24 protein-coding genes and 1 other RNA gene are annotated in these 23,796 nt (G+C 68.1%); 11 read left to right on the top strand and 14 right to left on the bottom strand.

All coding sequences use genetic code 11. The features are described from left to right. Positions 1 to 32: 32 nt before the first annotated feature. The 3 genes from AC1DGC_RS10510 to AC1DGC_RS10500 all read left to right on the top strand — a co-directional run bounded on the left by AC1DGC_RS10510 (position 33) and on the right by AC1DGC_RS10500 (position 2,663). Positions 33 to 641: an IMPACT family protein gene (locus AC1DGC_RS10510; RefSeq protein ID WP_478047792.1), complete on the top strand. Its 609-nt coding sequence runs from the start codon at positions 33 to 35 to the stop codon at positions 639 to 641. Further along, positions 634 to 2,400, top strand: a complete 1,767-nt coding sequence (locus tag AC1DGC_RS10505; protein ID WP_394164471.1) for an ABC transporter transmembrane domain-containing protein — start codon at positions 634 to 636, stop codon at positions 2,398 to 2,400. Before AC1DGC_RS10510 ends, AC1DGC_RS10505 begins: the two co-directional genes overlap by 8 nt. 68 nt (positions 2,401 to 2,468) lie before the next feature. Then, entirely contained in the window at positions 2,469 to 2,663 is a 195-nt protein-coding gene (locus tag AC1DGC_RS10500; protein ID WP_259208318.1) for a hypothetical protein, read from the top strand. Between the two features lie 177 nt (positions 2,664 to 2,840). Here AC1DGC_RS10500 and AC1DGC_RS10495 read toward each other — a convergent pair whose 3' ends face one another. The 7 genes from AC1DGC_RS10495 to hrcA form a co-directional block, all read right to left on the bottom strand. Next, positions 2,841 to 3,953 carry a prephenate dehydrogenase gene (locus tag AC1DGC_RS10495; protein WP_478047791.1) on the bottom strand — a complete coding sequence of 371 codons (1,113 nt, stop codon included), beginning with the start codon at positions 3,951 to 3,953 and terminating at the stop codon, positions 2,841 to 2,843. Further along, on the bottom strand, positions 3,950 to 4,858 hold the full coding sequence (gene pdxY, locus AC1DGC_RS10490) for a pyridoxal kinase (RefSeq protein ID WP_259208313.1): 909 nt from the start codon (positions 4,856 to 4,858) through the stop codon (positions 3,950 to 3,952). Before pdxY ends, AC1DGC_RS10495 begins: the two co-directional genes overlap by 4 nt. A 64-nt stretch (positions 4,859 to 4,922) precedes the next feature. Continuing rightward, positions 4,923 to 5,594, bottom strand: coding sequence for a hypothetical protein (locus AC1DGC_RS10485; RefSeq protein WP_478047790.1), 672 nt, complete (start codon positions 5,592 to 5,594; stop codon positions 4,923 to 4,925). Positions 5,595 to 6,228: 634 nt separating this feature from the next. Beyond that, entirely contained in the window at positions 6,229 to 7,356 is a 1,128-nt protein-coding gene (gene dnaJ / locus AC1DGC_RS10480) for a molecular chaperone DnaJ (protein ID WP_259208309.1), read from the bottom strand. A 163-nt stretch (positions 7,357 to 7,519) separates the two neighbouring features. Beyond that, complete coding sequence (gene dnaK / locus AC1DGC_RS10475) at positions 7,520 to 9,448, bottom strand: molecular chaperone DnaK (RefSeq protein WP_259208307.1); 1,929 nt, start codon at positions 9,446 to 9,448, stop codon at positions 7,520 to 7,522. A gap of 140 nt (positions 9,449 to 9,588) precedes the next feature. After that, the gene (gene grpE / locus AC1DGC_RS10470) at positions 9,589 to 10,104 is read right to left on the bottom strand and encodes a nucleotide exchange factor GrpE (RefSeq protein ID WP_394164475.1); all 516 of its coding nucleotides are present in this window, start codon (positions 10,102 to 10,104) and stop codon (positions 9,589 to 9,591) included. 84 nt (positions 10,105 to 10,188) lie between these two features. Further along, positions 10,189 to 11,256 carry a heat-inducible transcriptional repressor HrcA gene (gene hrcA / locus AC1DGC_RS10465; protein ID WP_259208302.1) on the bottom strand — a complete coding sequence of 356 codons (1,068 nt, stop codon included), beginning with the start codon at positions 11,254 to 11,256 and terminating at the stop codon, positions 10,189 to 10,191. 111 nt (positions 11,257 to 11,367) lie between these two features. On the opposite strand from hrcA, the gene recN reads away from it, so the two are divergent. After that, a complete protein-coding gene (gene recN / locus AC1DGC_RS10460) occupies positions 11,368 to 13,029 on the top strand; it encodes a DNA repair protein RecN (protein ID WP_259208300.1) in 1,662 nt (553 codons plus the stop codon). Between the two features lie 55 nt (positions 13,030 to 13,084). Here recN and AC1DGC_RS10455 read toward each other — a convergent pair whose 3' ends face one another. Further along, positions 13,085 to 14,002, bottom strand: coding sequence for a LysR family transcriptional regulator (locus AC1DGC_RS10455; protein WP_478047789.1), 918 nt, complete (start codon positions 14,000 to 14,002; stop codon positions 13,085 to 13,087). Positions 14,003 to 14,098: 96 nt separating this feature from the next. Here AC1DGC_RS10455 and AC1DGC_RS10450 point away from each other — a divergent pair, with 96 nt between their 5' ends. Then, entirely contained in the window at positions 14,099 to 15,346 is a 1,248-nt protein-coding gene (locus tag AC1DGC_RS10450) for an SGNH/GDSL hydrolase family protein (RefSeq protein ID WP_478047788.1), read from the top strand. Positions 15,347 to 15,430: 84 nt separating this feature from the next. Here AC1DGC_RS10450 and fur read toward each other — a convergent pair whose 3' ends face one another. Next, entirely contained in the window at positions 15,431 to 15,847 is a 417-nt protein-coding gene (gene fur / locus AC1DGC_RS10445; protein WP_259208293.1) for a ferric iron uptake transcriptional regulator, read from the bottom strand. Positions 15,848 to 15,950: 103 nt separating this feature from the next. Between fur and AC1DGC_RS10440 the strand changes: the two genes are divergently transcribed. Then, positions 15,951 to 16,346, top strand: a complete 396-nt coding sequence (locus tag AC1DGC_RS10440; RefSeq protein WP_259208290.1) for an outer membrane protein assembly factor BamE — start codon at positions 15,951 to 15,953, stop codon at positions 16,344 to 16,346. A 14-nt stretch (positions 16,347 to 16,360) separates the two neighbouring features. On the opposite strand, the gene AC1DGC_RS10435 is transcribed toward AC1DGC_RS10440, so the two are convergent. Both AC1DGC_RS10435 and AC1DGC_RS10430 read right to left on the bottom strand, forming a co-directional pair. After that, on the bottom strand, positions 16,361 to 16,621 hold the full coding sequence (locus AC1DGC_RS10435) for an RnfH family protein (protein ID WP_259208288.1): 261 nt from the start codon (positions 16,619 to 16,621) through the stop codon (positions 16,361 to 16,363). Between the two features lie 3 nt (positions 16,622 to 16,624). Further along, a complete protein-coding gene (locus AC1DGC_RS10430) occupies positions 16,625 to 17,053 on the bottom strand; it encodes a type II toxin-antitoxin system RatA family toxin (RefSeq protein WP_478047787.1) in 429 nt (142 codons plus the stop codon). Positions 17,054 to 17,110: 57 nt separating this feature from the next. On the opposite strand from AC1DGC_RS10430, the gene smpB reads away from it, so the two are divergent. Then, a complete protein-coding gene (gene smpB, locus AC1DGC_RS10425; protein ID WP_259208285.1) occupies positions 17,111 to 17,614 on the top strand; it encodes an SsrA-binding protein SmpB in 504 nt (167 codons plus the stop codon). Continuing rightward, entirely contained in the window at positions 17,614 to 18,042 is a 429-nt protein-coding gene (locus tag AC1DGC_RS10420) for a GNAT family N-acetyltransferase (protein WP_394164479.1), read from the top strand. The genes smpB and AC1DGC_RS10420 overlap by 1 nt, the downstream gene beginning before the upstream one ends. A 79-nt stretch (positions 18,043 to 18,121) precedes the next feature. Here the strand turns inward: AC1DGC_RS10420 and AC1DGC_RS10415 are convergent, their stop codons facing one another. Beyond that, complete coding sequence (locus AC1DGC_RS10415) at positions 18,122 to 19,369, bottom strand: hypothetical protein (protein ID WP_478047786.1); 1,248 nt, start codon at positions 19,367 to 19,369, stop codon at positions 18,122 to 18,124. A gap of 254 nt (positions 19,370 to 19,623) precedes the next feature. On the opposite strand from AC1DGC_RS10415, the gene AC1DGC_RS10410 reads away from it, so the two are divergent. Beyond that, positions 19,624 to 19,983, top strand: coding sequence for a hypothetical protein (locus AC1DGC_RS10410; protein WP_259208279.1), 360 nt, complete (start codon positions 19,624 to 19,626; stop codon positions 19,981 to 19,983). Positions 19,984 to 20,268: 285 nt separating this feature from the next. Here the strand turns inward: AC1DGC_RS10410 and AC1DGC_RS10405 are convergent, their stop codons facing one another. Continuing rightward, the gene (locus AC1DGC_RS10405) at positions 20,269 to 20,709 is read right to left on the bottom strand and encodes a hypothetical protein (RefSeq protein ID WP_478047785.1); all 441 of its coding nucleotides are present in this window, start codon (positions 20,707 to 20,709) and stop codon (positions 20,269 to 20,271) included. 181 nt (positions 20,710 to 20,890) lie between these two features. Here AC1DGC_RS10405 and ssrA point away from each other — a divergent pair. Then, positions 20,891 to 21,290: a transfer-messenger RNA gene (ssrA, locus tag AC1DGC_RS10400) on the top strand. Positions 21,291 to 21,354: 64 nt separating this feature from the next. Here ssrA and AC1DGC_RS10395 read toward each other — a convergent pair. After that, on the bottom strand, positions 21,355 to 22,557 hold the full coding sequence (locus AC1DGC_RS10395; RefSeq protein WP_478047784.1) for a cytochrome P450: 1,203 nt from the start codon (positions 22,555 to 22,557) through the stop codon (positions 21,355 to 21,357). A 440-nt stretch (positions 22,558 to 22,997) separates the two neighbouring features. On the opposite strand from AC1DGC_RS10395, the gene AC1DGC_RS10390 reads away from it, so the two are divergent. Beyond that, on the top strand, positions 22,998 to 23,789 hold the full coding sequence (locus tag AC1DGC_RS10390; RefSeq protein ID WP_478047783.1) for a metallophosphoesterase family protein: 792 nt from the start codon (positions 22,998 to 23,000) through the stop codon (positions 23,787 to 23,789). The last annotated feature ends 7 nt before the right edge of the window (positions 23,790 to 23,796 follow it).

Genomic DNA, 23,796 nt, shown 5'->3' with positions numbered 1-23,796 from the left:
CCGGGCGTAGCCAGCCCACTACAATGGCGGCAATGCCCGATACGCTCGCCACCGTCGTCAGCCACAGCCTGGAGATCAAGCACAGCCGCTTCATCGCCCATGCCGCGCCGATCGACGATGCCGCTGCCGCGCTGGCCTTCCTGCAGCAGGTGGCGGTAGCCGATGCCACGCACAACTGCTGGGCCTACCGGCACGGCAGCGAGTACCGCTCCAGCGACGACGGCGAGCCGGCCGGTACCGCCGGTCGCCCGATCCTGGCTGCGATCGACGGCCAGGGCTTCGACCGCGTGGTGGTGGTGGTGATCCGCTGGTATGGCGGCATCAAGCTGGGGGCGGGTGGGCTGGTCCGCGCCTACGGCGGCACCGCCGCCGAGTGCCTGCGCATCGCCCCCCGCCTGCCGCTGGTCGCCCTGGCCACGCTGCGGCTGCAGGCCGGCTTCGACGACATCGGCGCCCTGCACGCCGCCCTGGCCGCCCATGGCGCCGAGAAGCAGGCCGAAACCTTCACCGCCTCCGGGGTGGAGATGCGGCTGCAGCTGCCGGCCGATCAGGCCGACCCGTTGAAAAACCGCCTGCGCGACGCCACCCGTGATCGTATCCGCATCGAAACATGCACCGAACCAGGCCACCTGAATGACTGATACTCCTCCCCCGCCGGCCACGGCGGTACGTCGGCTTGGCAGCCTCGGCACGCTGTGGCCGTTCGTGCGCCGGCATACCGGCCTGTTCGTGGCCTGGCTGGTGGCACTGGCGCTGTCCTCGGTGGCCACGCTGAGCTTGCCGCCGGCGGTCAAACAGATGATCGACCACGGCTTCAACGACAACGGCCAGATCAACCGCGCCTTTGCGCTGCTGTTCCTGGTCGCCGTGCTGCTGGCGCTGGCCACCGCCGCGCGCTTCTTCTTCGTCTCGCTGCTGGGCGAAAAGGTGGTGGCGGACCTGCGCAGTCGCCTGTACGCGCACCTGATCGCGCTCGGCGCCGGCTTCCACGACCGCAGCCGCAGCGGCGAACTGGTCTCGCGCCTGACCGCCGACAGCGAACTGCTGCGCAGCGTGATCGGCTCGACCATGTCGGTGGCCCTGCGCAGCAGCGTCACCGTGGTCGGCAGCCTGGTGATGCTGTTCGTGACCAGCCCGCGCCTGGCGGCGTGGTCGCTGGTCGGCATCCCGCTGGCGGTGCTGCCGATCATCATCGGCGCCCGCCGGCTGCGCAACATCTCGCGCGCCAGCCAGGACCGCATCGCCGATGCCAACAGCCTGGCCGCCGAGACCCTGGGCGCGGTGCGCACAGTGCAGGCGCATGCGCGCGAACCGTACGAGCGCGGCCGTTTCAACGCCGCGCTGGGCGAATCGATCCGCGCCGCGCGACGCCGCATCGGTGCGCAGTCGATCGTCACCGCCACCGCCATCGTGCTGGTGTTCGGCGCGATCGTCGGGGTGCTGTGGCTGGGCGCGCACGATGTCATCGATCGCCGCATGAGCGCCGGCACGCTGGGCCAGTTCGTGCTGTATGCCTTGATCGGCGGCGGCTCGGTCGGTGCCCTGGCCGAGGTATGGAACGAGCTGCAACGCGCCTCCGGCGGCATGGGCCGGATCGCCGAACTGCTGCAGGAAGAGGTCGAGATCACCAGCCCGGCCAATCCCCAGCCACTGCCGCAGCCGTTGCGCGGAGAGATCCGTTTCGAGGATGTGGTGTTCCACTATCCGCAGCGCCCGGATACCGCCGCGCTGGAACATTTCGACCTGCACGTGCGCCCGGGTGAGACCGTCGCCCTGGTCGGCCCCTCCGGTGCCGGCAAGAGCACGGTGCTGTCGATGCTGCTGCGTTTCCACGATCCGGCCAGCGGTCGCATCCTGGTCGACGAGGTGGACGTGCGCCAGGTCGACCCGGCCGCACTGCGCGCGCAGATGGCGCTGGTACCGCAGCAGCCCACGCTGTTTGCCAGCACCGCGCTGGACAACATCCGCTACGGCCGGCTGGAAGCCACTGACGAAGAGGTGCAACGTGCGGCCGAGGCGGCCGAGGCCGATGAATTCCTGCAGGCCCTGCCCGAGGGCTACCTGAGCGAACTGGGCGAGCGCGGCGCGCGCCTGTCCGGCGGCCAGCAGCAGCGCATCGCGATCGCACGGGCGTTGCTCAAGGATGCACCGATCCTGCTGCTGGACGAAGCCACCAGCGCACTGGACGCACAGAGCGAGCGTGCGGTGCAGCAGGCGCTGGAGCGGTTGATGGCCGGGCGCACCACGCTGGTCATCGCCCATCGCCTGGCGACGGTACTCAAGGCCGACCGCATCGTGGTGATGGACCACGGGCGCATCGTCGCCCAGGGCACCCATGCGGAGCTGCTGGCCGAAGGTGGCCTGTACGCGGAGCTGGCCAAGCTGCAGTTCATCGATTGATGACGCACCGCTAACGCCGTGCGTTGCATCGTGCGCGGGTCCCAGACCCGCGCTGCAGGAGGTGTTCCATGTCGTTCCGACAGTTCCCCGCCACCGACGCCAACGGCGAAAGCTACGTCATCATCGAGTTCAAGCAGGAGCAGACAGGCGATGCCGCCGCGGCTGCCGCCGAGACCCGCTACGAACTTGCCGACGGTCGCCACCTGGTCCGCGACGGGCGTCAGTACCGCACCCGCGGCGGTGAGTTGACCCTGACCACCTGAGCCCACCCGGCAACCCGACAACCCGACAAAGGTCAAGAAAAATAGTTTGCATCCGGCTGGTCATTTTCTGGCCAGCCTTCTTGACAGCCTTTCCCGGCAAGGGCTGCGCGCGGTTATCCACATGTTTGTGCGCAACTCATCCACACCCCCTGTGGATGAATGCGGCGTTGCAGCAGATCAACGCGACAGCACGCGGCCGATGCCGGACGCATCGATCTCGCCTGCGGCGGCCAACAACGCGGTCGGGTCGCTGCCGGCGATGAAGCCGACACGAAAATGCACCTCACCCGCGGGGGTCCTGGAGGAGTGGATCGAGGCCAGGCTGACCGCGTGGCGTTCGAACACATGCAGCAGTTCGCGCAGCGACCCCGGCCGGTCTTCAGGCAGGTGCACGCTGATCGCGTTGCGTTCGGTCAGATCGGCCAACAGGTAGCCGACCCGTTCGAAGGTGTAGTTGCCCTCGGCCAGCACCGCCTCGCCCTGGCTGTCGCGGTTGTCCAGCAGCAGCTGTTGGCGGAAGGCCGCGCGTGCCGCGTCGTCGCCCTGCCCGACCTGCTGGCGCAGCTGCTGCAGCTGTGCCAGCAGCCGGTCCAGCATGGGCGCGACGTGTGGATTGCCGAACTGGATGTCTTCGTAGATGGCCGGGTTCAATGACAGGATCCGCGCGATGATCGCCGTATCCAGTTCGAACGACGCCGAGCGGTAGGGCATCAGCGCCGGCAGCGCGCCCAGCAACGGCGCGTACTCGCGCAGCACGCCGGCCTGGGCCAGGTGGGTGGCGTGCACCATCGCCTGCACCAGCGCCATCACCTGGTCATGGTGCGCGGGCGTGGCGCGCACGCACTCGGCTTCCAGCGCCGCGCACAGCTGCGCCAGCCACGGCTGCCAACGCGCCAGCCGTGCCTCGCAGACCACCATCACCCGGCCCTTCAACGTAGGTGCCTTGGGCGGCGCGGTCATCGGATGCAACCCCACCACCTCGGCCTGCGAGGCCAGCATCGCCGCGACCGGCGCGCTTTTCACCGACGTCACATCCAGCCACAGGCGTCCGGCCTCGCGCCCGGCCGAGCGCGCCACGTAATCGGCGATCAACGCCGGGGTGTGGCGGATCGGGGCGGAGAAAATCAGCACGTCGGCGCGCTGCAGCAGCACCTCCGGGTCATCCGAATGCGGGTCGGCCGGATCATGGCCGATCACCTCCAGGCCCATGCGCTGCTGCAGGAAACCGCGCAGCCAGCGCCCATAGGCGCCGGCACTGCCGACGATGCCAACGACCGGCGCTGCGCTCACGCCAGGCGCTCGGGAACGAAGCGCTGCGGCAGCGCCAGGGCCGCCGGTGCGGCGGCCAGCACGTCGAACTCTTCGTGGCCGTTGGCCAGCGTGGTTTCCAGCGCCACGTGCACGCCGGCGATCGCACGCGAGATCGATTGCTCGAACGATTCGCCCCGCAGCAGGAAGGCCACCAGCAGCGACATCAGCACGTCGCCGGTGCCGGCCACGTCCACCGGCAGGTGCGGCGAGGACCAGCGCCAGATCGCCTCGCGGCTCACCGCCAGCGTGACCAGTTGGCCCGGTTCGCCGCCCACGCTGTGGGCGAGCACCCACTCCGGGCCGCGCGCCAGCAGCGCCTGCGAGGCGGCGATGGCATCGTCTTCGGCAAGGCTGGGCATGCCCGTCAGGCGGCCCAGTTCGAACGCATTGGGCGTCACCAGCCAGGCGTGTGGCAGCAGGCGCTCGGCGAAGATGGCTTCCAGCCCCGGTTCCACGTAGGGGCCGGTGTGGGTGTCGCCGATCACCGGGTCCAGGCAGTAGCGCAGCTGCGGCGAGGCCGGCAGCACCTGGTCCAGCCAGTCGGCGAAGGCCGCGCCGTTACCGACGCTGCCGAAATACCCGGAGACCAGCATGCGCGCACGCTGCGGCAACCCGCGCTCGCTGGCGCCGAGCAGCAGCTCGGCGAACCAGTCGGCCGGTAGCACGCGGCCTCGCGTGGTCGGGTAGAACGGCGCGTTGCTGAGCAGCGTAGTGGGCACTTCGGCCACGCGCACGCCCAGCGCGCGCAGCGGCGGCACGGCCGCGCTGTTGCCGGCGTAGCCATAGACCAGCTGCGACTGTACCGAGATGACGTCGACCGGCGACGGACCGTCCGGGCGCTGGCGGCGACCGTGGACCAGGTGGCTTTCGAGGGATTCGTTCATGGCATCGGCACTGTGGGGGCTACCGCGCCATTATCCCCCAACCGCTACGCCGCATCCTGCCCGTCTACCCTGCCGGATCTTCCCGGTACGGGACGTGGGGGTCACGCTGCAACAGGAACTCCCAGGTATCGTTGAAGACCATTGGGTAATGCAGCGGAGGGCGATCGGCGAACCGTTGCGCGTGGACGGGCTGCCCTTCCACGCGGCAGCCGCCCGGCGACGCGAACGCGACCAGCTCGGTGACGATGACATCGCGGGAGGTGCTCTCGGCCGAGAGATGGAGGGCATAGGAAGGATGCGCGGTGATGCTGCGCTTCAACACGACCCGTCCCATCGCGGGCACGTACCAGCGGATGCTGCGCTCCAGGCCCTCGACGGCCGCCGGCCCCTGCCAACGCAGGCCGGTCATATCCGTCGACCTGGGGTTGGACTTTCGCCAGAGTGCGCTGCGCTCGATGCGGTACGCACGAACGCGGCCGATACCAAGCTTGATTGTCTCCAGGGCCACCACCCGACTGCTGCCCTTCTCTTCGTAGTCGTAGCGGTAGGTCCCGTTGTCCCGCGCGACGGCGCCGGGTTCGGCGAACGCATCGTCCCACGCGGCCCCCACCGCAAGCGGGAACCGCAGTATTTCCTTTCGCCCCCGGCGAAGCGGATTGACGTCCGCATAGGTGTCGGTGTGTTCAACGCGCTGCACCCCGTGCCCCACCGTCAGCCGCGTCAGACGCTCCGTCATTCCCTCCAGGCGAAGGGACGACACAGGATGGTCGGCACCCACCGAATATGTCCATCGCGTGCCAGGCGGCAACTGCAGAGGACCCTCGAGCGTCCCGTCACGCGCATCCAGCGTGCATGTCTCCAATGACGTGGCGGACACCGCGCCCGCACTGAGGGCGGCAGCCACCCCGGCGACCGACAAGGCGCGGCGTGCCGCCGAAGGTAGTGGTCGAGCGGCGCCGCGGGCGATACGGGTGCGTTTTTTCATCCAGGCAGGGTAGTGATCGCTGCGGGCGCAGTCACCCACATCGGTCGCGATCAGCCCGGCAAGCAGGCAGACTGCACGGCACCGCGACGCGATGCGCTTCGCAGATGCCGGGATGCCCTCGTGTGCAATTGACCTCCCCATCAGGGCGACGGGAAAGAAAGAAGGTTCGTCTCCGCGTCTGAGGGGAGCGGCGTGCTGCAAGGGCCGTCGCAGCGTGAGGGGCCGGCCGCAGGCCGACGCCGGAACAGGTATGGAGCCCCAGCGCCCGACTCACCGACCGCCGTGCCTGGGCTCGAAGCACGCTTCTGCTTGCCCCGCATACGGGCGAAAAAAAAAGCCCCCTGTCTCCAGGGGGCCTTCGGTACAACACAGCAACCGATGTCGCTTACGACGTCATCCGGTCCCAGAAACCCTTCACGCCGTCGATGAACGTCGCCGACTTCGGCGAGTGCTTGCGCGCTTCTTCGCCGGTGAAGGTGGTCTCGAACTGCTCCAGCAGCTTGCGCTGCTCGGGGGTGAGGTTGACCGGGGTCTCGACCACCACGCGGCAGTACAGGTCGCCTTCGCTACGGCTGCGCACCGAACGCACGCCCTTGCCGCGCAACCGGAACAGCTTGCCGGTCTGGGTTTCGGCCGGGATGCGGATTTCCGCGTACCCGCCCAGGGTGGCCACGCGCACGGTATCGCCCAGCGCGGCCTGCGAAATGCGGATCGGCACTTCGCAGTGCAGGTCGTCGCCATCGCGCTGGAAGATCGCGTGCTCGCGCACCCGCACTTCCACGTACAGATCGCCCGGCGGCGTCCCGGCCGGACCGGCCTCGCCTTCGCCGGACAGGCGGATGCGGTCGCCGGTATCGACGCCCGCAGGCACCTTCACCGACAACACCTTGTCTTCCTCCACACGGCCATTGCCGTGGCAGGTCTTGCACGGGTTCTGGATGATCTTGCCGCGCCCGTTGCAGTTGTGGCAGGCCTGCTGCATGGCGAAGATGCCGCGTTGGATGCGGACCTGGCCGTGGCCATGGCACACGCTGCAGGTATCCACCTTGCCGTCTTCGGAACCACTGCCATCGCAGTCGTCGCACTCGGCCAGGGTCGGGATCTCGATGCGGCGTTCCACGCCCATCACCGCTTCTTCCAGGTCCAGTTCCATCACGTAGCCGACGTCGGCACCGCGACGCGCCTGGCGCTGGCCACCCCCGGCACCGCCGAAGATGTTGCCGAAGATGTCACCGAAGATGTCCCCCATGTCCGGGCCACCACCGCCGCCACCGCCGCCCATGCCGTGCTCGAACGCGGCATGGCCGTGCGCGTCGTACATGCGCCGCTTGTTGGTGTCCGACAGGGTTTCGTAGGCTTCCTTGCACTCCTTGAAGGAGGCTTCGGCCGCGCTGTCACCCGGGTTGCGGTCGGGGTGGTACTTCATCGCACAACGGCGATAGGACTTCTTCAGCTCTTCTTCGGTCGCCGTGCGGGAGACGCCCAGCACTTCGTAGTAATCGCGCTTGCTCATGGTGTTGAATCGGGTTCCGGAAGTCGGGATTCGTCAAAGCGGAAGAGCGGAACCAGGTCCGCTCTTGCGCCGGGGCGCCCCGACAAGCTGCGATGCAGTTGCCAGGACCCAGGGGAAACGACGACGGGACGCTGCCTGCGCAACGTCCCGGGTCGGGTCCGGATCAGGACTTCTTGTCGTCCTTGACTTCGGTGAACTCGGCGTCGACCACATCGTCGTGCGCGCCGTTGTTGGCACCGGCATCCGGGCCCGGGGCGGCACCGCCCTGCTCGGCCGCCGCCGAGGCAGCGAACAGCGCCTGGCCGGCTTCTTCCAGCACCTTCGACTTGGCTTCGATCTGCGCCTTGTCGTCGCCCTTCATGGCGGTTTCCAGGTCGGCCAGGGCCGACTCCACCTTGCCGATCACGTCGCCGCCGACCTTGCTGCCGTGCTCGGTGATCGCGGTACGGGTACCGTGGATCAGCGCGTCAGCCTGGTTGCGGGCCTGGACCAGCTCGTGGAACTTCTTGTCTTCTTCGCGGTTGGCTTCCGCATCGGCCACCATGCGCGCGATCTCGTCCTCGGACAGGCCCGAACCGGCCTTGATCTCGACCTTCTGTTCCTTGTTGGTCTTCTTGTCCTTGGCCGACACGTGCAGGATGCCGTTGGCGTCGATGTCGAAGGACACTTCCACCTGCGGCATGCCGCGCGGGGCCGGCTCGATGCCGGAGAGGTCGAACTTGGCCAGCGACTTGTTGAAGCGGGCCTGCTCGCGCTCACCCTGCAGCACGTGCACGGTCACGGCCGACTGGTTGTCCTCGGCGGTGGAGAACACCTGCGAGGCCTTGGTCGGGATGGTGGTGTTCTTCTCGATGATCTTGGTGAACACGCCGCCCATGGTCTCGATGCCCAGCGACAGCGGGGTCACGTCCAGCAGCAGCACGTCCTTGACGTCGCCGCCCAGCACGCCACCCTGGATCGCCGCACCCAGTGCCACGGCTTCGTCCGGGTTGACGTCCTTGCGCGGTTCCTTGCCGAAGAACTCGGTGACCGCCTGCTGCACCTTCGGCATGCGGGTCTGGCCACCGACCAGGATCACTTCGCTGATGTCGCTCGAGCGCAGGCCGGCGTCGTTCAACGCCACGCGGCACGGCTCGATCGACTTCTTGATCAGCTCTTCCACCAGCGCTTCCAGCTTGGCGCGGGTCAGCTTGATGTTGAGGTGCTTCGGGCCCGAGGCGTCGGCGGTGACGTACGGCAGGTTCACTTCGGTCTGCTGGGCGCTGGACAGCTCGATCTTGGCGCGCTCGGCGGCGTCCTTCAGGCGCTGCAGGGCCAACGGATCCTTGCGCAGGTCGATGCCCTGGTCCTTGTTGAACTCGTCGACGAGGTACTCGATGACGCGGTTGTCGAAGTCTTCGCCGCCCAGGAAGGTGTCGCCGTTGGTGGCCAGCACTTCGAACTGCTTCTCACCGTCGACGTTGGCGATCTCGATCACCGACACGTCGAAGGTGCCGCCGCCCAGGTCGTACACCACGATCTTGCGATCCTTGTTGTCGCCCTTGTCCAGGCCATAGGCCAGCGCGGCCGCGGTCGGCTCGTTGATGATGCGCTTGACGTCCAGGCCGGCGATGCGGCCGGCGTCCTTGGTGGCCTGGCGCTGGCTGTCGTTGAAGTAGGCCGGCACGGTGATCACCGCCTCGGTGACCGTCTCGCCCAGGAAGGCTTCGGCGGTCTTCTTCATCTTCTCCAGCACGCGCGCGGAGATTTCCTGCGGCGCCATCTTCTTGGCATCGCTGGTCTGCACCCAGGCGTCGCCGTTGTCGTGGGCCAGGATGCCGTAGGGCACGTGCGCGATGTCCTTCTGGACTTCAGCGTCGGTGAACTTGCGGCCGATCAGGCGCTTGACGGCGTAGAAGGTGTTCTTCGGGTTGGTGACGGCCTGGCGCTTGGCCGAGGCACCCACCAGCACTTCGCCGTCCTTGGTGTAGGCGACGATGGACGGCGTGGTGCGGTCGCCCTCGGCGTTTTCGATGACGCGGGCCTTGCCGCCGTCCATGATCGCCACACACGAGTTGGTGGTGCCGAGGTCGATACCAATGATCTTGCCCATGAGGGAGACTCCTGAAAGTTCTGGGAATCCGGCAGTTGCCGGGTTATGAATGGGATGTGTGGGACGCTGCCGGGACTTTCAAGCCATCCACCAAACACAGTGTCCGATGCTGGCAAAACCCGTTCAGCGTCCGCTGGCGATCAATCGCGGGCGACCACGACCAGGGCCGGGCGCAGCAGGCGATCGTTGAGCAGGTAACCCTTCTGGAACACCTGGACCACGCTGCCCGGGGCCGCGCCGGGCGCGTCGACCTGGCTGATGGCCTGGTGGTGGTCCGGGTTGAACGGCTGGCCGGTCGGGTCGAGCAGGGTCAGCCCGTTGTCGGCGGCCACCTTGAGCAGCTGCTTGTAGGTCAGCTCCAGGCCTTCGCGCAGCGGGCTGGGCTCGGCACCGGCGCTGTTGAGGCCGGCGTCCAGGCTGTCGAACACCGGCAGCAGTTCGCCGAGCAGCTTTTCGTTGGCGAAGCGGCGTGCCTGTTCGACGTCGCGGGCCACGCGCTTGCGCTGGTTGTCCAGGTCGGCGCGCTCGCGCAGCGACTCGGCGCGCAGCAGGGCCACCTCGTTGTGCAGGCTGTCCAGCTGCTGCTGCAGGGACGGCTCGGCAGCCGGCTCACCGGCGGGATTCTGGGATGCGATATCGGGCTGATCTTGGTTCATTTCCGGATCCTTGGCGGTGACTCTCCGCCTCCACCCACCCCTATGTGGGCGCGGGGTCGGGATTCAAGAGCCCGGCGGCGGGTTTTATGCCCGATCCCGGGACAATCCGCCGCCCGCCGGGTCCGCCAGCGCCGCCCCCAGCACCTGGGCGGTGGCCTCCACCAGCGGGATCATGCGGTCATAGGCCATCCGCTTGGGGCCGATCACCCCCAGCACGCCCAGCACCTGGCCGCCGGCCGAATACGGCGCGGTCACCAGCGATACGCTTTCCAGCGGCATCACCCCGGTCTCTTCGCCGATGAAGATGCGCACGCCCGGGGCCTGGATGGTGCGCTCGAGCAGCTGCAGGATCTCGCGCTTGCTGGCGAACACGTCGAACAGCTCGCGCAACCGCTCCAGGTCGGACAGGTCCTGCACGCCCATCAGCCGGGTCGCGCCGGCCAGCACCATGTCATCGGCCGGCGGCACCAGCGCCTGCTCGGCCAGCTCGATGCCGTGGGCCAGCAACTGCTCCATCTCCGACTGCGCATCGCGCAGTTCCAGCAACAGCCGCTGGCGGATCTCGGCCAGCGGGCGCCCGGCACAGTTGGCATTGAGGTAGTTGGCCACCTGCTCCAGTTCCCCCGGGCCGAAGGCGCGGCGCGGCTCGATCACCCGGTTCTGCACTTCGTTGTCGGCAAACACCAGGATCGCCAGTACCCGGCGCGCATCCAGGGCCACGAAATCGATATGCCGGAAGGCGAACTGCTCGCGCCGCGGCGCACTGACCACGCCCACGAAATGGCTCATGGCCGAGAGCAGCTCGGAGGCACTGCCCAACAGCGCCTGGGTGCCGTTGCCGGTGGCCAGTTCCGTGCGCAGCCGGCTGAGCTCGCCCTCGCCGGGCGGCTGCATCTTGACCAGGCTGTCCACGAACACCCGATAGCCGTGCGCGGTGGGTACCCGCCCGGCCGAGGTATGCGGCGAGCTGAGCAGGCCCAGGTCCTCCAGGTCACCCAGGATGTTGCGGATGGTGGCGGGGCTGACATCCAACCCGGCCAGTCGCGCCAGCGTCTGCGACCCGACCGGCTCGCCATCCTGGATGTGGCGTGCGATCAGCGTCCGCAGCAGGTGGCGGGCGCGGGGCGCAAGATGTGACGCAGATGGGTGCATGGAATCAGCCTGTGAGACGCCACCTTAGATAATGGCTGCGGGGAGCGAAGGCAAGTCATTGGTGCTGCCGTCCACCCATGCTAGCTTTGCGCGGCTCGAGAACAGACAACCATGCTCAGACATCTATCGATCAAGGATTTTGCCGTCGTCCGCGCTACCGAACTCGAATTCGGGCCGGGCATGACCGTGGTTTCCGGCGAGACCGGCGCCGGCAAGTCGCTGATGGTCGACGCGCTCGGCTTCCTGTCCGGCCTGCGCGCCGACAGCGGCGTGGTCCGCCACGGCGCCGCGCGCGCCGAGCTGTCGGCCGAATTCGCCCCGGAACCGGATGCCGCCGCGCGGCGCTGGCTGCGCGAGAACGAGCTCGACGACGAGGACCAGTGCCAGCTGCGCCGGATCATCCGCGCCGACGGCGGCTCGCGGGCGTGGATCAACGGGCGCCCGGTCACCCTGACCCAGCTGACCGAACTGGCCGCCACGCTGGTCGAAATCCACGGCCAGCATGAACAGCAGGCCCTGCTGGCGCGGCCCTCGCAGCTGGCGCTGCTGGATGCCTTCGCCCGCAACGAGGCCGAGCGCGGCCAGGTCCGCCAGGCCGCCGCGCGCTGGCAGGCGCTGGTGGACGAGGCCGAGTCGCTGTCGCGCCAGGGCGATGTCAGCGACCGCATCGGCTACCTGGAGCACCAGCTGGGCGAACTGCAACGCGAAGACCTGGAACCGGCGTCGATCGAGCAGCTCGGCAGCAGCCACCGTCGCCAGGCGCATGCCAGCGCGCTGATCGCCGCCTGCGACGTGGCCGTGGCCCGCCTCAACGGCGACGACGACACCTCGGCGCTGCAGCTGTTGCAGCAGACCCGCCACGAGCTGTCCCGCGTGGCCGAGCACGACCCGCGCCTGGGCGAGGTGGATGCCCTGCTCGACAGCGCCGTGATCCAGCTGCATGAAGCGCTGGTCCTGCTGGACCGCGTGTTGGGCGACCTGGACGCCGATCCCGAGCAGTTCGAGGACATCGAGCGCCGCCTGGGCCGGCTGCACGACCTGTCCCGAAAGCACCGCGTGCCGATGGAAAGCCTGGGCGAACACCGCGACGCGATGCAGGCCGAGGTGGAACAGCTTCGCGGCGCCGACGTGCGCCTGCAGGCGCTGGCCGGCGAAATCGAGCGGGCCGCCGGGCAATGGCAGGTGGTCGCCGACGTCCTCAGCAGCAGCCGCCGCAAGGCCGCCAAGGCGCTCTCGGACACCACCACCACCCTGATCGGCGAGCTCGGCATGGGCGGCGGCCAGTTCCTGATCGAGATCGAGCCGCAGGCGGTGTCCAAACCGGACCCGAACGGTGCCGAACGGGTCGAATTCCTGGTCGCCGCCAATGCCGGCCAGCCGCCCCGCGCGCTGCGCAAGGTCGCCTCCGGTGGCGAGCTGTCGCGCATCTCGCTGGCGATCGAAGTGGCGGCGCTCGACCTGGACGCGGTGCCCACCATGGTCTTTGACGAGGTCGATTCGGGCATCGGCGGTGCCGTGGCCGATATCGTCGGGCACAAGCTGCGGGCCCTGGGCGAAAAGCGCCAGGTGCTGTGCGTCACCCACCTGCCGCAGGTCGCCTCCAAGGGCCACGCCCATTACCGGGTCAGCAAGGCACCGGTGGACGGCATGACCCAGAGTGCGGTGGAAAAGCTGGACACCAAGGCCCGCGAAGAAGAGCTGGCGCGGATGCTCGGCGGCGTGGAAGTCAGCAAGGAAGCCCGCGCCGCGGCCCGCAAGCTGCTGCAGGTCTGACGGCGGGCAGCGGTCGCTGGCCGGCGCTTGGCGGTGCCGGCCGGCCAGGCGCCGCTCACCCCAGCGGCCGTCCCAGGTCGACCCGTTCCACCAGGAAATCCAGCAGGGCGCGCACCCGCAGCGGCAGGTAGCCGCCCTGCCCCTGGAACACCGCGTGCACCTCCTCAAGGTCGCCGGGGTTGGCCTGTTCCAGCACCGGCAGCAGGCGCCCGGCCGCGATGTCGTCCTGCACCTGGAACGCCGCCAGCCGCGCCATGCCCACCCCGCCCAGCGCCAGTCGCCGCAGTGCTTCGCCATCGCTGGCCCGGGCACTGCCGTCGATGGGCACCACCCGGCGCTGACCGTCCACGAGCAGCGGCCAGCCCGACAGCGCGCGCGGGTGGCCGATGTCGAGGCGGTTGTGCGCCAGCAATGCCTCCGCGCTCTGCGGCAGGCCGTGCCGGGCGGCGTAGGCCGGCGCCGCCACGATCATCATCCGCGTCGCCCCCAATCGTCGCGCGACCAGGCGGGAACTCTTCAACGGCCCGGCCCGCACCGCCACGTCGGTGCGCTGTTCGAGCAGGTCGATCACCTCGTCGGTCAGCACCACGTCCACCCCGACCTGTGGATGCCGGACCAGGAACTCGGGCAGCAAGGGCAGCAGGAAGTGGTGCCCGAACGGCACGTTCGCATTGACCCGCAGGCGCCCGCGCGGTTCGGCATGGGCGCTGGCGCAGCGCTCGGCCTCGTCCAGATCGGCCAGCACCCGCAGCCCGCGCTCGTAGAACGCGCAACCTTCCGGGGTGAGCTGCACCTGGCGCGTCGAGCGCTGCAGCAGGCGCGTGCCCAACCGCTGCTCCAGCCGCGACACCAGCTTGCTGACCGCCGACGGGCTCAACTCCAGCGAGCGCGCCGCCGCCGAGAAGCCGCCGCTGTCGATGACCCGGACGAAGACTTCCAGTTCGCCGGAACGGTTGATGTCGGTGCCTGCCATGGGATGAATCCAGTTCACAGATGATTGTCCGTGAGCAGTCTAGTTCACAGGTGCCTGGCGAATCACCATGGGGTTCCCCCGCCGATGGATCACCCGATGCACGCACTCACCCGCCTTGTCGCCACCACCCTGCTCGCCTCCTCGACCGCCGCGGCGGCGGCCGCCGTGCCGTCGCCAGCATGGGTCGCCAGCTGGCAGGCCAGCCCGCAACCGGTCTGGAACGCACGGTTCCTGTTCCCTACGCTGATTCCCGATCAGTTGGCCGCGCAGACGTTCCGCCAGACCGTGCGCCTCAGCTTGGGTGGCCGCCAATTGCGGGTCCGCCTGAGCAATACGTATGGTCAACAGCCCCTGCGGATCGATGCTGCCAGTGCCGCCGCCGGCCCGGGCCGGACGCCGCTGGCACTCGCCTTCGATGGGCGCGCCGACGTGGTGATCGGCCCCGGCGAGGAACGCGTGAGCGACCCGCTGGCACTGGCAACCCGCGATCTGCAGGCGGTGCAGGTGAGCGTCTACGTCGCCGGGCGCACGCCCTTGCAGACCTTTCACTGGGACGGCCGGCAGACCGCCGCGTTCGCCGCCGGTGACCAGACCCTGGCCCCGGCACTGACAGACGCGGCAACCACGACCGCCCGCCTGTTCGTCTCGGGGATGGATGTGGAGCGGGCCGCCTGCGCACGCAGCGTGGCCGTGATCGGCGATTCGATCACCGATGGTGCGACCGCCAGCCTGGACCGCGACCAGCGCTGGACCGACCACCTCGCCGCGCGGGTGGCGCCGCAGGGCGTTGCCGTGGTCAACGCCGGCATCTCCGGGGGCCGCCTGCTGCGCGATGGCATGGGCGAGGCCGCCCTGTCCCGTTTCCAGCGCGATGTGCTCGACCAACCCGGCCTCGCCAGCGTGATCGTACTGCTCGGAACCAACGACATCGGCTGGCCTGGCACCGCCTTCGCCCGCACCGAACCGGCGCCGTCACTGGCCCAGTTGCAGGCCGGCTATCGCAGTCTGGTCGCGCGCGCCCATGCCCGCGGCGTGCGCATCCTCGGCGCCACCCTGCCGCCGTTCGCCGGTGCGCTGCCCGGCACCCCGCTGGAGGACTATTACCAGCCAGACAAGGACGCCCTGCGCCGGCAACTCAACGCCTGGCTGCGCAGCGACAGTCCCTTCGATGCGGTGATCGACCTCGACGCGGTGCTGCGCGATCCCGCCGATCCGGCACGCCTGGCCGCCGCCTTCGATTCCGGCGATCACCTGCACCCCGGCGATGCCGGCAACCACGCGATGGCGGCGGCGGTGGACCTGCAGGCCCTGTTGCCGGACGCCGTCCCGGTGTGCGCACGCTGAAACGCAGGAACCCCGGGCCAGGGCCCGGGGTCCAGTCACGCGATCTGCTGGCCTGCGGCGGTCCGATGACCGGCCGCCGGGTCGTTACCGACGCTTCTTGCGCACGTAAAGCACCAGCGAGTGCTCTTCCAGCTCGTACCCGTGATCGGCCGCGATCTTGCGCTGCAGTTCTTCGATCTCGTGGCTTTCGAATTCGATGATCTTGCCGCTGTCCACGTCCACCATGTGGTCGTGGTGGCCGCCGCGGTCCAGCTCGTAGACGGCCTGGCCGCCTTCGAAATTGTGCTTCAGCACCAGGCCGGCGGCCTCGAACTGGGTCAACACGCGATACACCGTGGCCAGGCCGATCTCGTCACCATGCTCCAGGAGCTGGCGGTAGATGTCCTCGGCGGTCATGTGGTGCTGGTGGTTCTGGGCATTGCGCTGTTCGAGCAACGCCAGGATCCGCATCCGCGGATGGGTCACCTTCAGGCCGACTTTACGCAGGTCGTGGGTTTCCATAGTTCTCCGTTCATTGGCGATTTAGCGCCAGCTGCCTCGGATTGGGTCGCGGCGACGCGTCGTGAGTGTATCATCGACTGGATTTCCCCAAACGCCCTTTCCGATGCGCAATCTCCTGCTGGTCGCCGCCGTTGCCCTGTCCACCACGGGCTGCGGCATCATCTATAAGCAACCCATCTATCAGGGCAACCTGGTCCGGGAGCAGGCCGTCGGTCAGCTGCAGGTGGGCCAGAGCAAGCAGCAGGTCAACGCGCTGCTCGGCACCCCCTCGATCCCGGATCCGTTCCACGCCCAGCGTTGGGACTACACCGCCAGCCAGCGCGTGAACCGCCTGGGCCAGACCGAAGTGAAGAACTTCACGGTGTATTTCGAAAATGACGCGGTGACCCGTTGGGACGGCGAGTACTTCGCCAACAACGACGCCGACCTGGCCAAGACCACGGTGCGCCAGTTCGGTCGCAACCTGGCCAAGGACAAGAAGAAGCGCGGCGGCCGCTGAGGCGGCAGGCGCATTCAGCTGCCGGCGCGTGCGCGCCGGCGGCGGTTGTCCTTCGGGTCGGCCAGCAGGGGGCGCAGCAGTTCCACCCGGTCCCCATCGCGCAGCAGCTGGAGCGGCCGGGCCAGCAACCCATGCACGGCCACCGCCGGGCAGGCGTCACTGCCGTCCAGCGCGGCAGCCGCGATGGCGTCGGCAACCGTCGCCCCATCGGGGAGCTGCACCTGGCGCGACGCCACGCGGTCGGGCCAGGCCAGTACCACCTCCACGCTGATCACGGCTCAGCCCTGCCCGTCGGCAACGCGCACGAAATCATTGACCATGCGGTCGGCCAGGCCCTGGAAGCCCAGTGCCAGCGCCGGCCCGAGCAGGCGCGAGTTTGGCTCGAACTCCAGGGTCAGGGTCACCTTGCAGGCCTCCTCGGCCAGTGCATGGAACTCCCAGCGGCCGTGCAGGCGCTTGAACGGACCATCGCGCAGCTGCATGTCGATGCTGCTCGGGCGCTGCAAGGTGTTTTCAGTCATGAACCAGGTCGAGAACGACCCCAGCCCCAGGTCCAGGCGCGCCACCAGGCGGTCCGGCGCGGATTCCAGGATCTGCGACGCCGAGCACCAGCGGAACCGGCGCGGATAGGCCTCGATATCATTGACCAGATCGAACATACGGGCAGCCGAATGTTCGACCAGGGCACTACGGCGGATTGTGGGCATGCGATACAGATGTCAGATGAATCGACCGGGCGTGCCCGAATCGGAGACAATAGGGAAATGAGCAAGAACAGCGGCAAGGATAAAGCAAAGGGCGCGACGGCCAACAAAACCATCGCGCTCAACAAGCGTGCCCGTCACGAGTACCACATCGAAGATCGCTTCGAGGCCGGCCTGGCCCTGCAGGGCTGGGAGGTCAAGTCGATCCGCGCCGGGCGCGGCAACATCGTGGACGCCTACGCGTACGTCAAGCAGGGCGAGATCTTCCTGATCGGCGCCCAGATCACCCCGTTGATCCAGGCCTCCACCCACGTGGTCGCCAACGACCGCCGCGAGCGCAAGCTGCTCCTGCATCGCAGCGAGATCGACAAGCTGGTCGGCAAGGTCGAGCGCGACGGTTACACGATCGTGCCGACGGCGATGTACTGGAGCAAGAACAAGATCAAGCTCGAGGTCGCGCTGGCCAAGGGCAAGCAGACCCACGACAAGCGCGACGCCGAGAAGGACCGCGACTGGGCCCGCGAAAAGTCGCGGACCATGCGCCGCCACAACCGCGACGCCTGATGCCCGGCCCGCACGCGTCGCCCCGTATCGAGCCGGCCGGTGCCGACGACGCGGCGGCGGTGTTCGCCGGTCTGCGCGCCTTCAACCGTGCCGCCTGCGGGGCGGCGCTGGATGACCAGGCGCTCAACCGCGTGATCCGCGATGCGCACGGAACGCCCTGCGCCGGCCTGGTCGCCGATGTCTACGGCGGCTGGCTGAGCGTGCACGCCCTGTGGGTGGACGAGCGCCATCGCGGCCTCGGGCTGGGGCACGCCCTGCTCGCCGATGCCGAACAACAGGCACGCGCCCTCGGGGCGCACTCGGTCATGCTCGACACGTTTTCCTGGCAGGCCGAGGGCTTCTACCTCAAGCAGGGCTACGCGATCTTCGGCCGGCTCGAGGACTTTCCGCCGGGCCACCAGCGGCTGTACCTGCGCAAGCGGCTCTGAGCCACGGCGGCCGGCGCCCTGCCCCGCCGCGCCTGCGCGCGACAGCACCGCCGGCAGAGACTGCCGGCGGCTGCGCCGCTCAGTGCGGCGCGGGGTCGAGGAACCGCTTGAGCCGGTTCAGGTCCTTGTCGTGCACTGTCAGCGCATCCAGGAACAGGTTGGCCGCCCCGCGCTGGCTGCGCCGCCCTGCCTCGGCGGACAGCGCCGCCGCCGTCTCCAGCACCTGCGCCGAAAAGGTCCCCCGGCCGGCCCGCCGCACCCGCTCGGCGCCCATCAACAGCCAGGCCGCCACGTGTTCGGCCCAGGCCTTGTTCATGTCGGCGAAGACCTCGCGGTCGCGGCGCTCCTTGGCGCCCACCTGCCCGTCGACGCTCTCCACGGCCAGTCCAGTGCTGAAGGGCGCGGTGGCGTTCTCGTCCTCGGGCAGCGGCACCCAGGACTCCGAGCGACCCAGGTGCATCGAACTGGCCACGCGGCCGTTGGCCAGCTGGAAGGTGCTGCAGCCAAAGCACGAGGACAGCTTGTGCGTCTGCTTGCCCAGCGCCAGCTCGAACGGCTTGCCCTGCGGGTAGTTGCAGCGCACCTCGGCCAGCGCCCAGACCATGCCGTGGCAATAGCCACAGACCTTGCCGCGCCCGTCCCAGCTGCCGATCAGCCCGGTGGGCTCGATCGAGCCCGCCTGCTTGGGCGTGGTCCGTGCCGTGTGCAGGGTGGCCTCGCTGTCGTAGCCGATCAGGCCGTGGTACTCCATGCCGTACCGCCAGCGGCCCCCTTCACTGCCGTAGGGGATCAGCCGGCGCACCGAGCTGATCACCTTGGGCACCGTGTTGGCCGGATCGTCGACGATGCCGTAGTAGGCGCCACGCTCGTTGTCCAGGGTGAACTCCAGCAGCTCCGAGGGGCCGCTGCGGGTGATCAGGCCAAACAGCCAGCTCTTCTTGCTGGTCACGATCCTGCTGATGTGGTCGGCCACATGCCGCGACCACTGCACGCTGCCCGCGTGCGCCTTGCCGTCCTGCAACGGCGAGGCGATCGCCAGCTGCAGCGCCTGGCCACCGTCGTAGGTGGGACTCTTGCCGGCCTGCACGACCGCGCCCTCGACCCCGGTCAGCGCGCCGATCCGGTTCAATACGTCCTGCAGGTCGGCCTGCTGCCTGCCCGCGTCCTCATCGCCACTGTCCACGTCCCAACGCGGCGTCTCGCCGCTGCCGAGCATGTGGGTGACGAAACCGAGGAACACGCACCCGAAGATCACATCCGATTCCAGGCGCGCCAGCGCCGCGTGCGTCCGATCCACTGCCAACGGCTGTCCGTCGATGATGCCCATTCTGGCTCTCCATGAAAGAAAGAAGGGGCAGCGCCGCCCGCAAAGGGGGGCTGGCGGCGCTGCCGTGCCGTGCTGCAGGGAACAGTCACGACACCGCCAGCCTCTACCGCCACCGGCGCGGCGGTTATGCGCCAGGTTGCAGGGGTTTGTCGCGGTCGGGCGGAATGGGGCGACGACGCGGCCAGGCAGCGCGATTTCCCGCAGTGCACACACAAGTGTCAGAATCCCCGCCTATTACCCGTCTGGAGCATTGCGTGACACAGGAAATCCCCCAGGACACCGCCCCGAGCGCGGATCCAACCGCCGAGCTCCAGGCCGACGTCGCCGCATACGAATCGATCTTCGCCGAACTGACCCGCGCGATGGATCCGGCCGCGCTGCTCAAGGTGCTCACCTACCTGGGCCGCAACGCCAAGCGCGACGCCTCGGAAAACCAGACCTACGACAGCCTGGAACACCGCCGCCTGATCGCCCGCATCGACGCCCTGACGGTGCAGGTGCAGCCGGAAGCCCGCAAGCAGGCCATCAGCCTGCGCAACGAGCAGAACCACCAGCGCAAGCTCAAGGCCAAGCACCAGGCCGACAGCAAGCGGCAGCGCGAAGGCAAGCGCTGAAGCTCCGCCCGCAGCGGTCCGCGGACGGGCACGGAAGCCCGATCGAGATTCTCAGGGAAGCAGCTGCCTGGCCACGTTGCCGGCACTGATCGCGCACCAGAGCGACGCCGTCTGCCACCCCTAATGAACGTGGCTGCACCGGCCGCCCGCGTGCAGCGCTGCCTGCGGTTCAACCTGGCGGTGCCGCCGGTGGCGCGGACTGACTACGGTCACGGGGCGCCGGCCACGCCGCCGGCGCGCTGGGCGCAGCGGACCGAACCCCTCGGCCCTGCCACGCAGGGCCGTCTATCGGCTGCCCACCGACTCGCGCAGCCCGGCCACTTCCGCCTGCCCCACCGACGCCTCCACCGGCTCCAGCTTGCAGAAGGCCTCGGTCAACACGTAATAGCAGCTGCCGCGGACAAACTGGACCGTGCCGGCAACCAGATCGGCGCGCCGGCGAAGATCGATCACCCCGCTGCGCGCGTTGAAGAGGCGATCACCGGGCGCCAGGTGCAGCGTGCGGAAACTGTCCGGGTTCAACGCTCCCTGCGCCACGCCATCCACTTCGAAGGGCATCGGCGCCTTGCCCAGCGGCGCCAGGAAGCCAGCCTTCGCCCGATACACCACCACGGTGGCTTTGTCCGGTACTGCCTGCACCGGCGCATAAGGCGTGCCGTATTCGAACGTGGCACAGCCGGTAAGCGACAGCCCGACAAGCGCTGCAATGTACAGGGGTTTGATCATGCGGAGCCGCCTCCATGGCGTCCTGGCGAAATTTCAGAAACCTTAACAAAGGGCCCCTCGGATTGGCTACGACGCCCCTGCGCGGCAACGCCGCGCGTGACTGTTCAGCGTCTTTGGAGTAGCATCGGCCCCGTCAAGTAGCGTCTGGGTCGCCAGATGTCTTGCGGTTCTTGAAGAAACCGGGGGTGCATTGGTTTCGACGGGGGTTGTGAAGTTACTTGGTGCATGCCGAGGGGGCAGCTTTCCTCGTTAATCCAGCAGCAAACTTCTAGTTGCCAACGACGACAACTACGGTTCGGACTTCGCAATCGCCGCCTAAACAGCAGCAGTTGCTTTAGTTCTACAGCCGCCTAAGGCGAACCCCCGAACCTACTTGTGCCCGTGCTCGTAGATGTAGGGTCATTATCACGGAACCGGTTGTGATGGCTGCCTGTCAGTCACGACTTAACTAAAGCAGGCTGGTCCTGGGGTGCGCTTTGCACGCCGTGCTGCCACAGGATGAGATCCAACGGTGCGCTAAGCATGTAGAACCGGGGATGGAGTGCCTTCGGACGGCGGTTCAATTCCGCCCACCTCCACCATACGACCGGTCCTTCGGGACCGGAAAGAAGCCGGAAGTTCCTGGTGACAGGGCTTCCGGCTTTTTTATTGCCTGCAGAACGTCCCATGCAATGCTGCGGGGATCGCAAAGCCCTCCATCCGCACCTCCGGCCGGTAGCTGGCCGAGGGCGTCAAGCGGTACTCGCGCGCCAGCAGCGCGCACAGCAGGATCAACTGCGCGTTGCCCACCGCCGAGCCCACGCACGAGCGCGAGGGGAACCCGTAGGGCACGTAGATGCCGGCGGTGCGGCGGCGTCGCTCCGGCAACCAGCGGTCCGGATCGAACACCTGCGGATGGTCCCAGTGCGCTGCCGAGCGGTGCTGGATGTAGGAGCTCAGTTCGTAGACGCTGCCTTCGGGAATCGCATGCCCGTTGACCTCCAGGTCGCAGACGGCCACGCGGCGATTGTTGAACGGCGTTGAATACAGCCGCATGACTTCCTTGAGGAAGCGCATCGTGCACGGGATGCGCGCCATCGGCAGCGCGTGGATCTCCGCATCGGTCAGCGGCCTGAACTCCGCCTCGATTTTCTCCCGCCACGCCGGGTGCATCTGCAGGGCCAGCAACAGGCACGCGGCCATCATGCCCGGCACGCCGGAAATGGCGATCAACTGTACCGTCACCAGATAGATGACTTTATCCAGGCCAATCCGGTCGCGCAGGCCCAGCAGCGGCTGCGCATAATCAAGATGCGCATGGCCGTCGCGCAGCCGGCGCTTGAGTTCGGCCCGGATCGCGCTGGACTCGCCACGGCCGATGAGAAAGTTGCGCAGCAGATGGCGGGTATGGATGACCTGCTCCACCTGCGTGGTGAAACGCAGCCGCAACGCGCACTGCACCGCCGCCTGCTCGCGCTCGGTGAGCCCGTCGATCACCAGCGGGATCAGCGGGAAGGACATGACATTCCACACGGCGGGCATTGCATCGCCCTCGATGCCACAGACCGCATCGAGGGCGGCGCGCATCCGGCCCTGCAGGGCGCGCAGGGTGTCCGCGCCGGTCAGTTCGGCGCTGCGGGTGGCAATCAGGCTTCGCACTTCCGACCAGCGCACGCGCTCGTGGCGGCGGAACAGGTCGGCCAGCGATTCCACGACGAACAACTGTTCCGAGTTTTCCTTGTCGACCCGGCCGGCCAGTTCCGGGCAGAACACGCCGATGCCGCCGGTCTCCAGTTTCAAGACCGGGCCTTCGCGCTCGACGCGGGCGGCCAGGCGCTCGGCGGCCACGCCGCCAACCTGTTGCGACATCCCTTCCATGCACGCCTCCGGCAAGAAGGGACTCGAAGACGAGTCCCTTCGTCTTGCTACCGTTCAAACCCGTTGGATCAACGGGGAATCAGAACTCGATCCAGAGCGGCCAGGTATTCCACACACTGCTTTTCTCGTTCGGATGAATATTGAGGCTGACGCGCAATGCTCGTGCGAATCGTTTCATCTTTCACTCCTTTGATGGCTGTGCGGGTTTACCGGGAGTATCCCGGCCAGCGCTTGATAACACAGGTATATGGCAGTGTCCAATATGCCGGCAATAATTTGCATGCATCACAGTTTCTAATGATGCGCGGTAACTGCACCCCACCGCGCGCCCTCTACTGCAGCGATCCGCACGCCCACGCCCGCCGCTGGAATGCAGGCATGGGACACGACATCATGGGTGACATCCACGGTCAGGCGGGAAACTCAAGGCGTTGCTCAAGCAGTTGGGGTACCGCGAGCGCATGGGCGCGTGGCGGCACCCGGAGCGCAGCGCGCGGTTCGTGGGCGACCTGATCGACCGCGGCCCCGGGCAACTGGAAACACTGGACATCGTGCGGCGCATGGTGGATGCCGGCAGTGCCGACGCGATCATGGGCAACCACGAGTTCAACGGCATTGCCTACGCGACGCAGGACCCGGAACGGCCCGGCGAACACCTGCGGACGCGCGGACCCGGCAACCATGCCCGGCACCGCGCTTTCCTCGACGAGGTGGTGGTGGACAGCGCAGTGCACCGGGAGTGGGTGCAGTGGTTCATGACCCTGCCGCTGTGGATCGAAACCGACCAGTTGCGCCGGGTGCACGCCTGCCGGCACCCGGCCTCGATGGCGGCGATCGCCGACCGGCTGGGCCCGGGCAACACCCTTACCCCGGAACTGGTGCCGGCCGCCAGCCGCAAGGACAGCGTGGCGGTCGTCGCGGTGGAGGCGAGCTGCAAGGGCCTGGAGATAGCGCTGCCCGCGCCGGTGTCCTTTACCGACAAGCAAGGCATCGTCCGTCACCGCACGCGCGTGCGCTGGTGGGACAGCGCCATCGCCCGTTACGACCAGGCCAAGCCGGTCTTTTTCGGGCATTACGGGTTCAGCGGCAGGCCGGGCGTCATCTCGGCCACGGCCTGCTGCGTGGATTACAGCGCCGCCCTGCCGGGGGAGCCGCTGGTCGCCTACCGCTTCGGCGGCGAGGATGCGCTGTGCAGTGACAAGGTGGTCGCGGTAGGGGCGTAGCGACGCC

Source organism: Stenotrophomonas sp. 05N37, assembly GCF_056397365.1.
The sequence above is the reverse complement of the archived record's forward strand: the minus strand, read 5'-3'. Positions and strand labels throughout refer to the sequence as shown.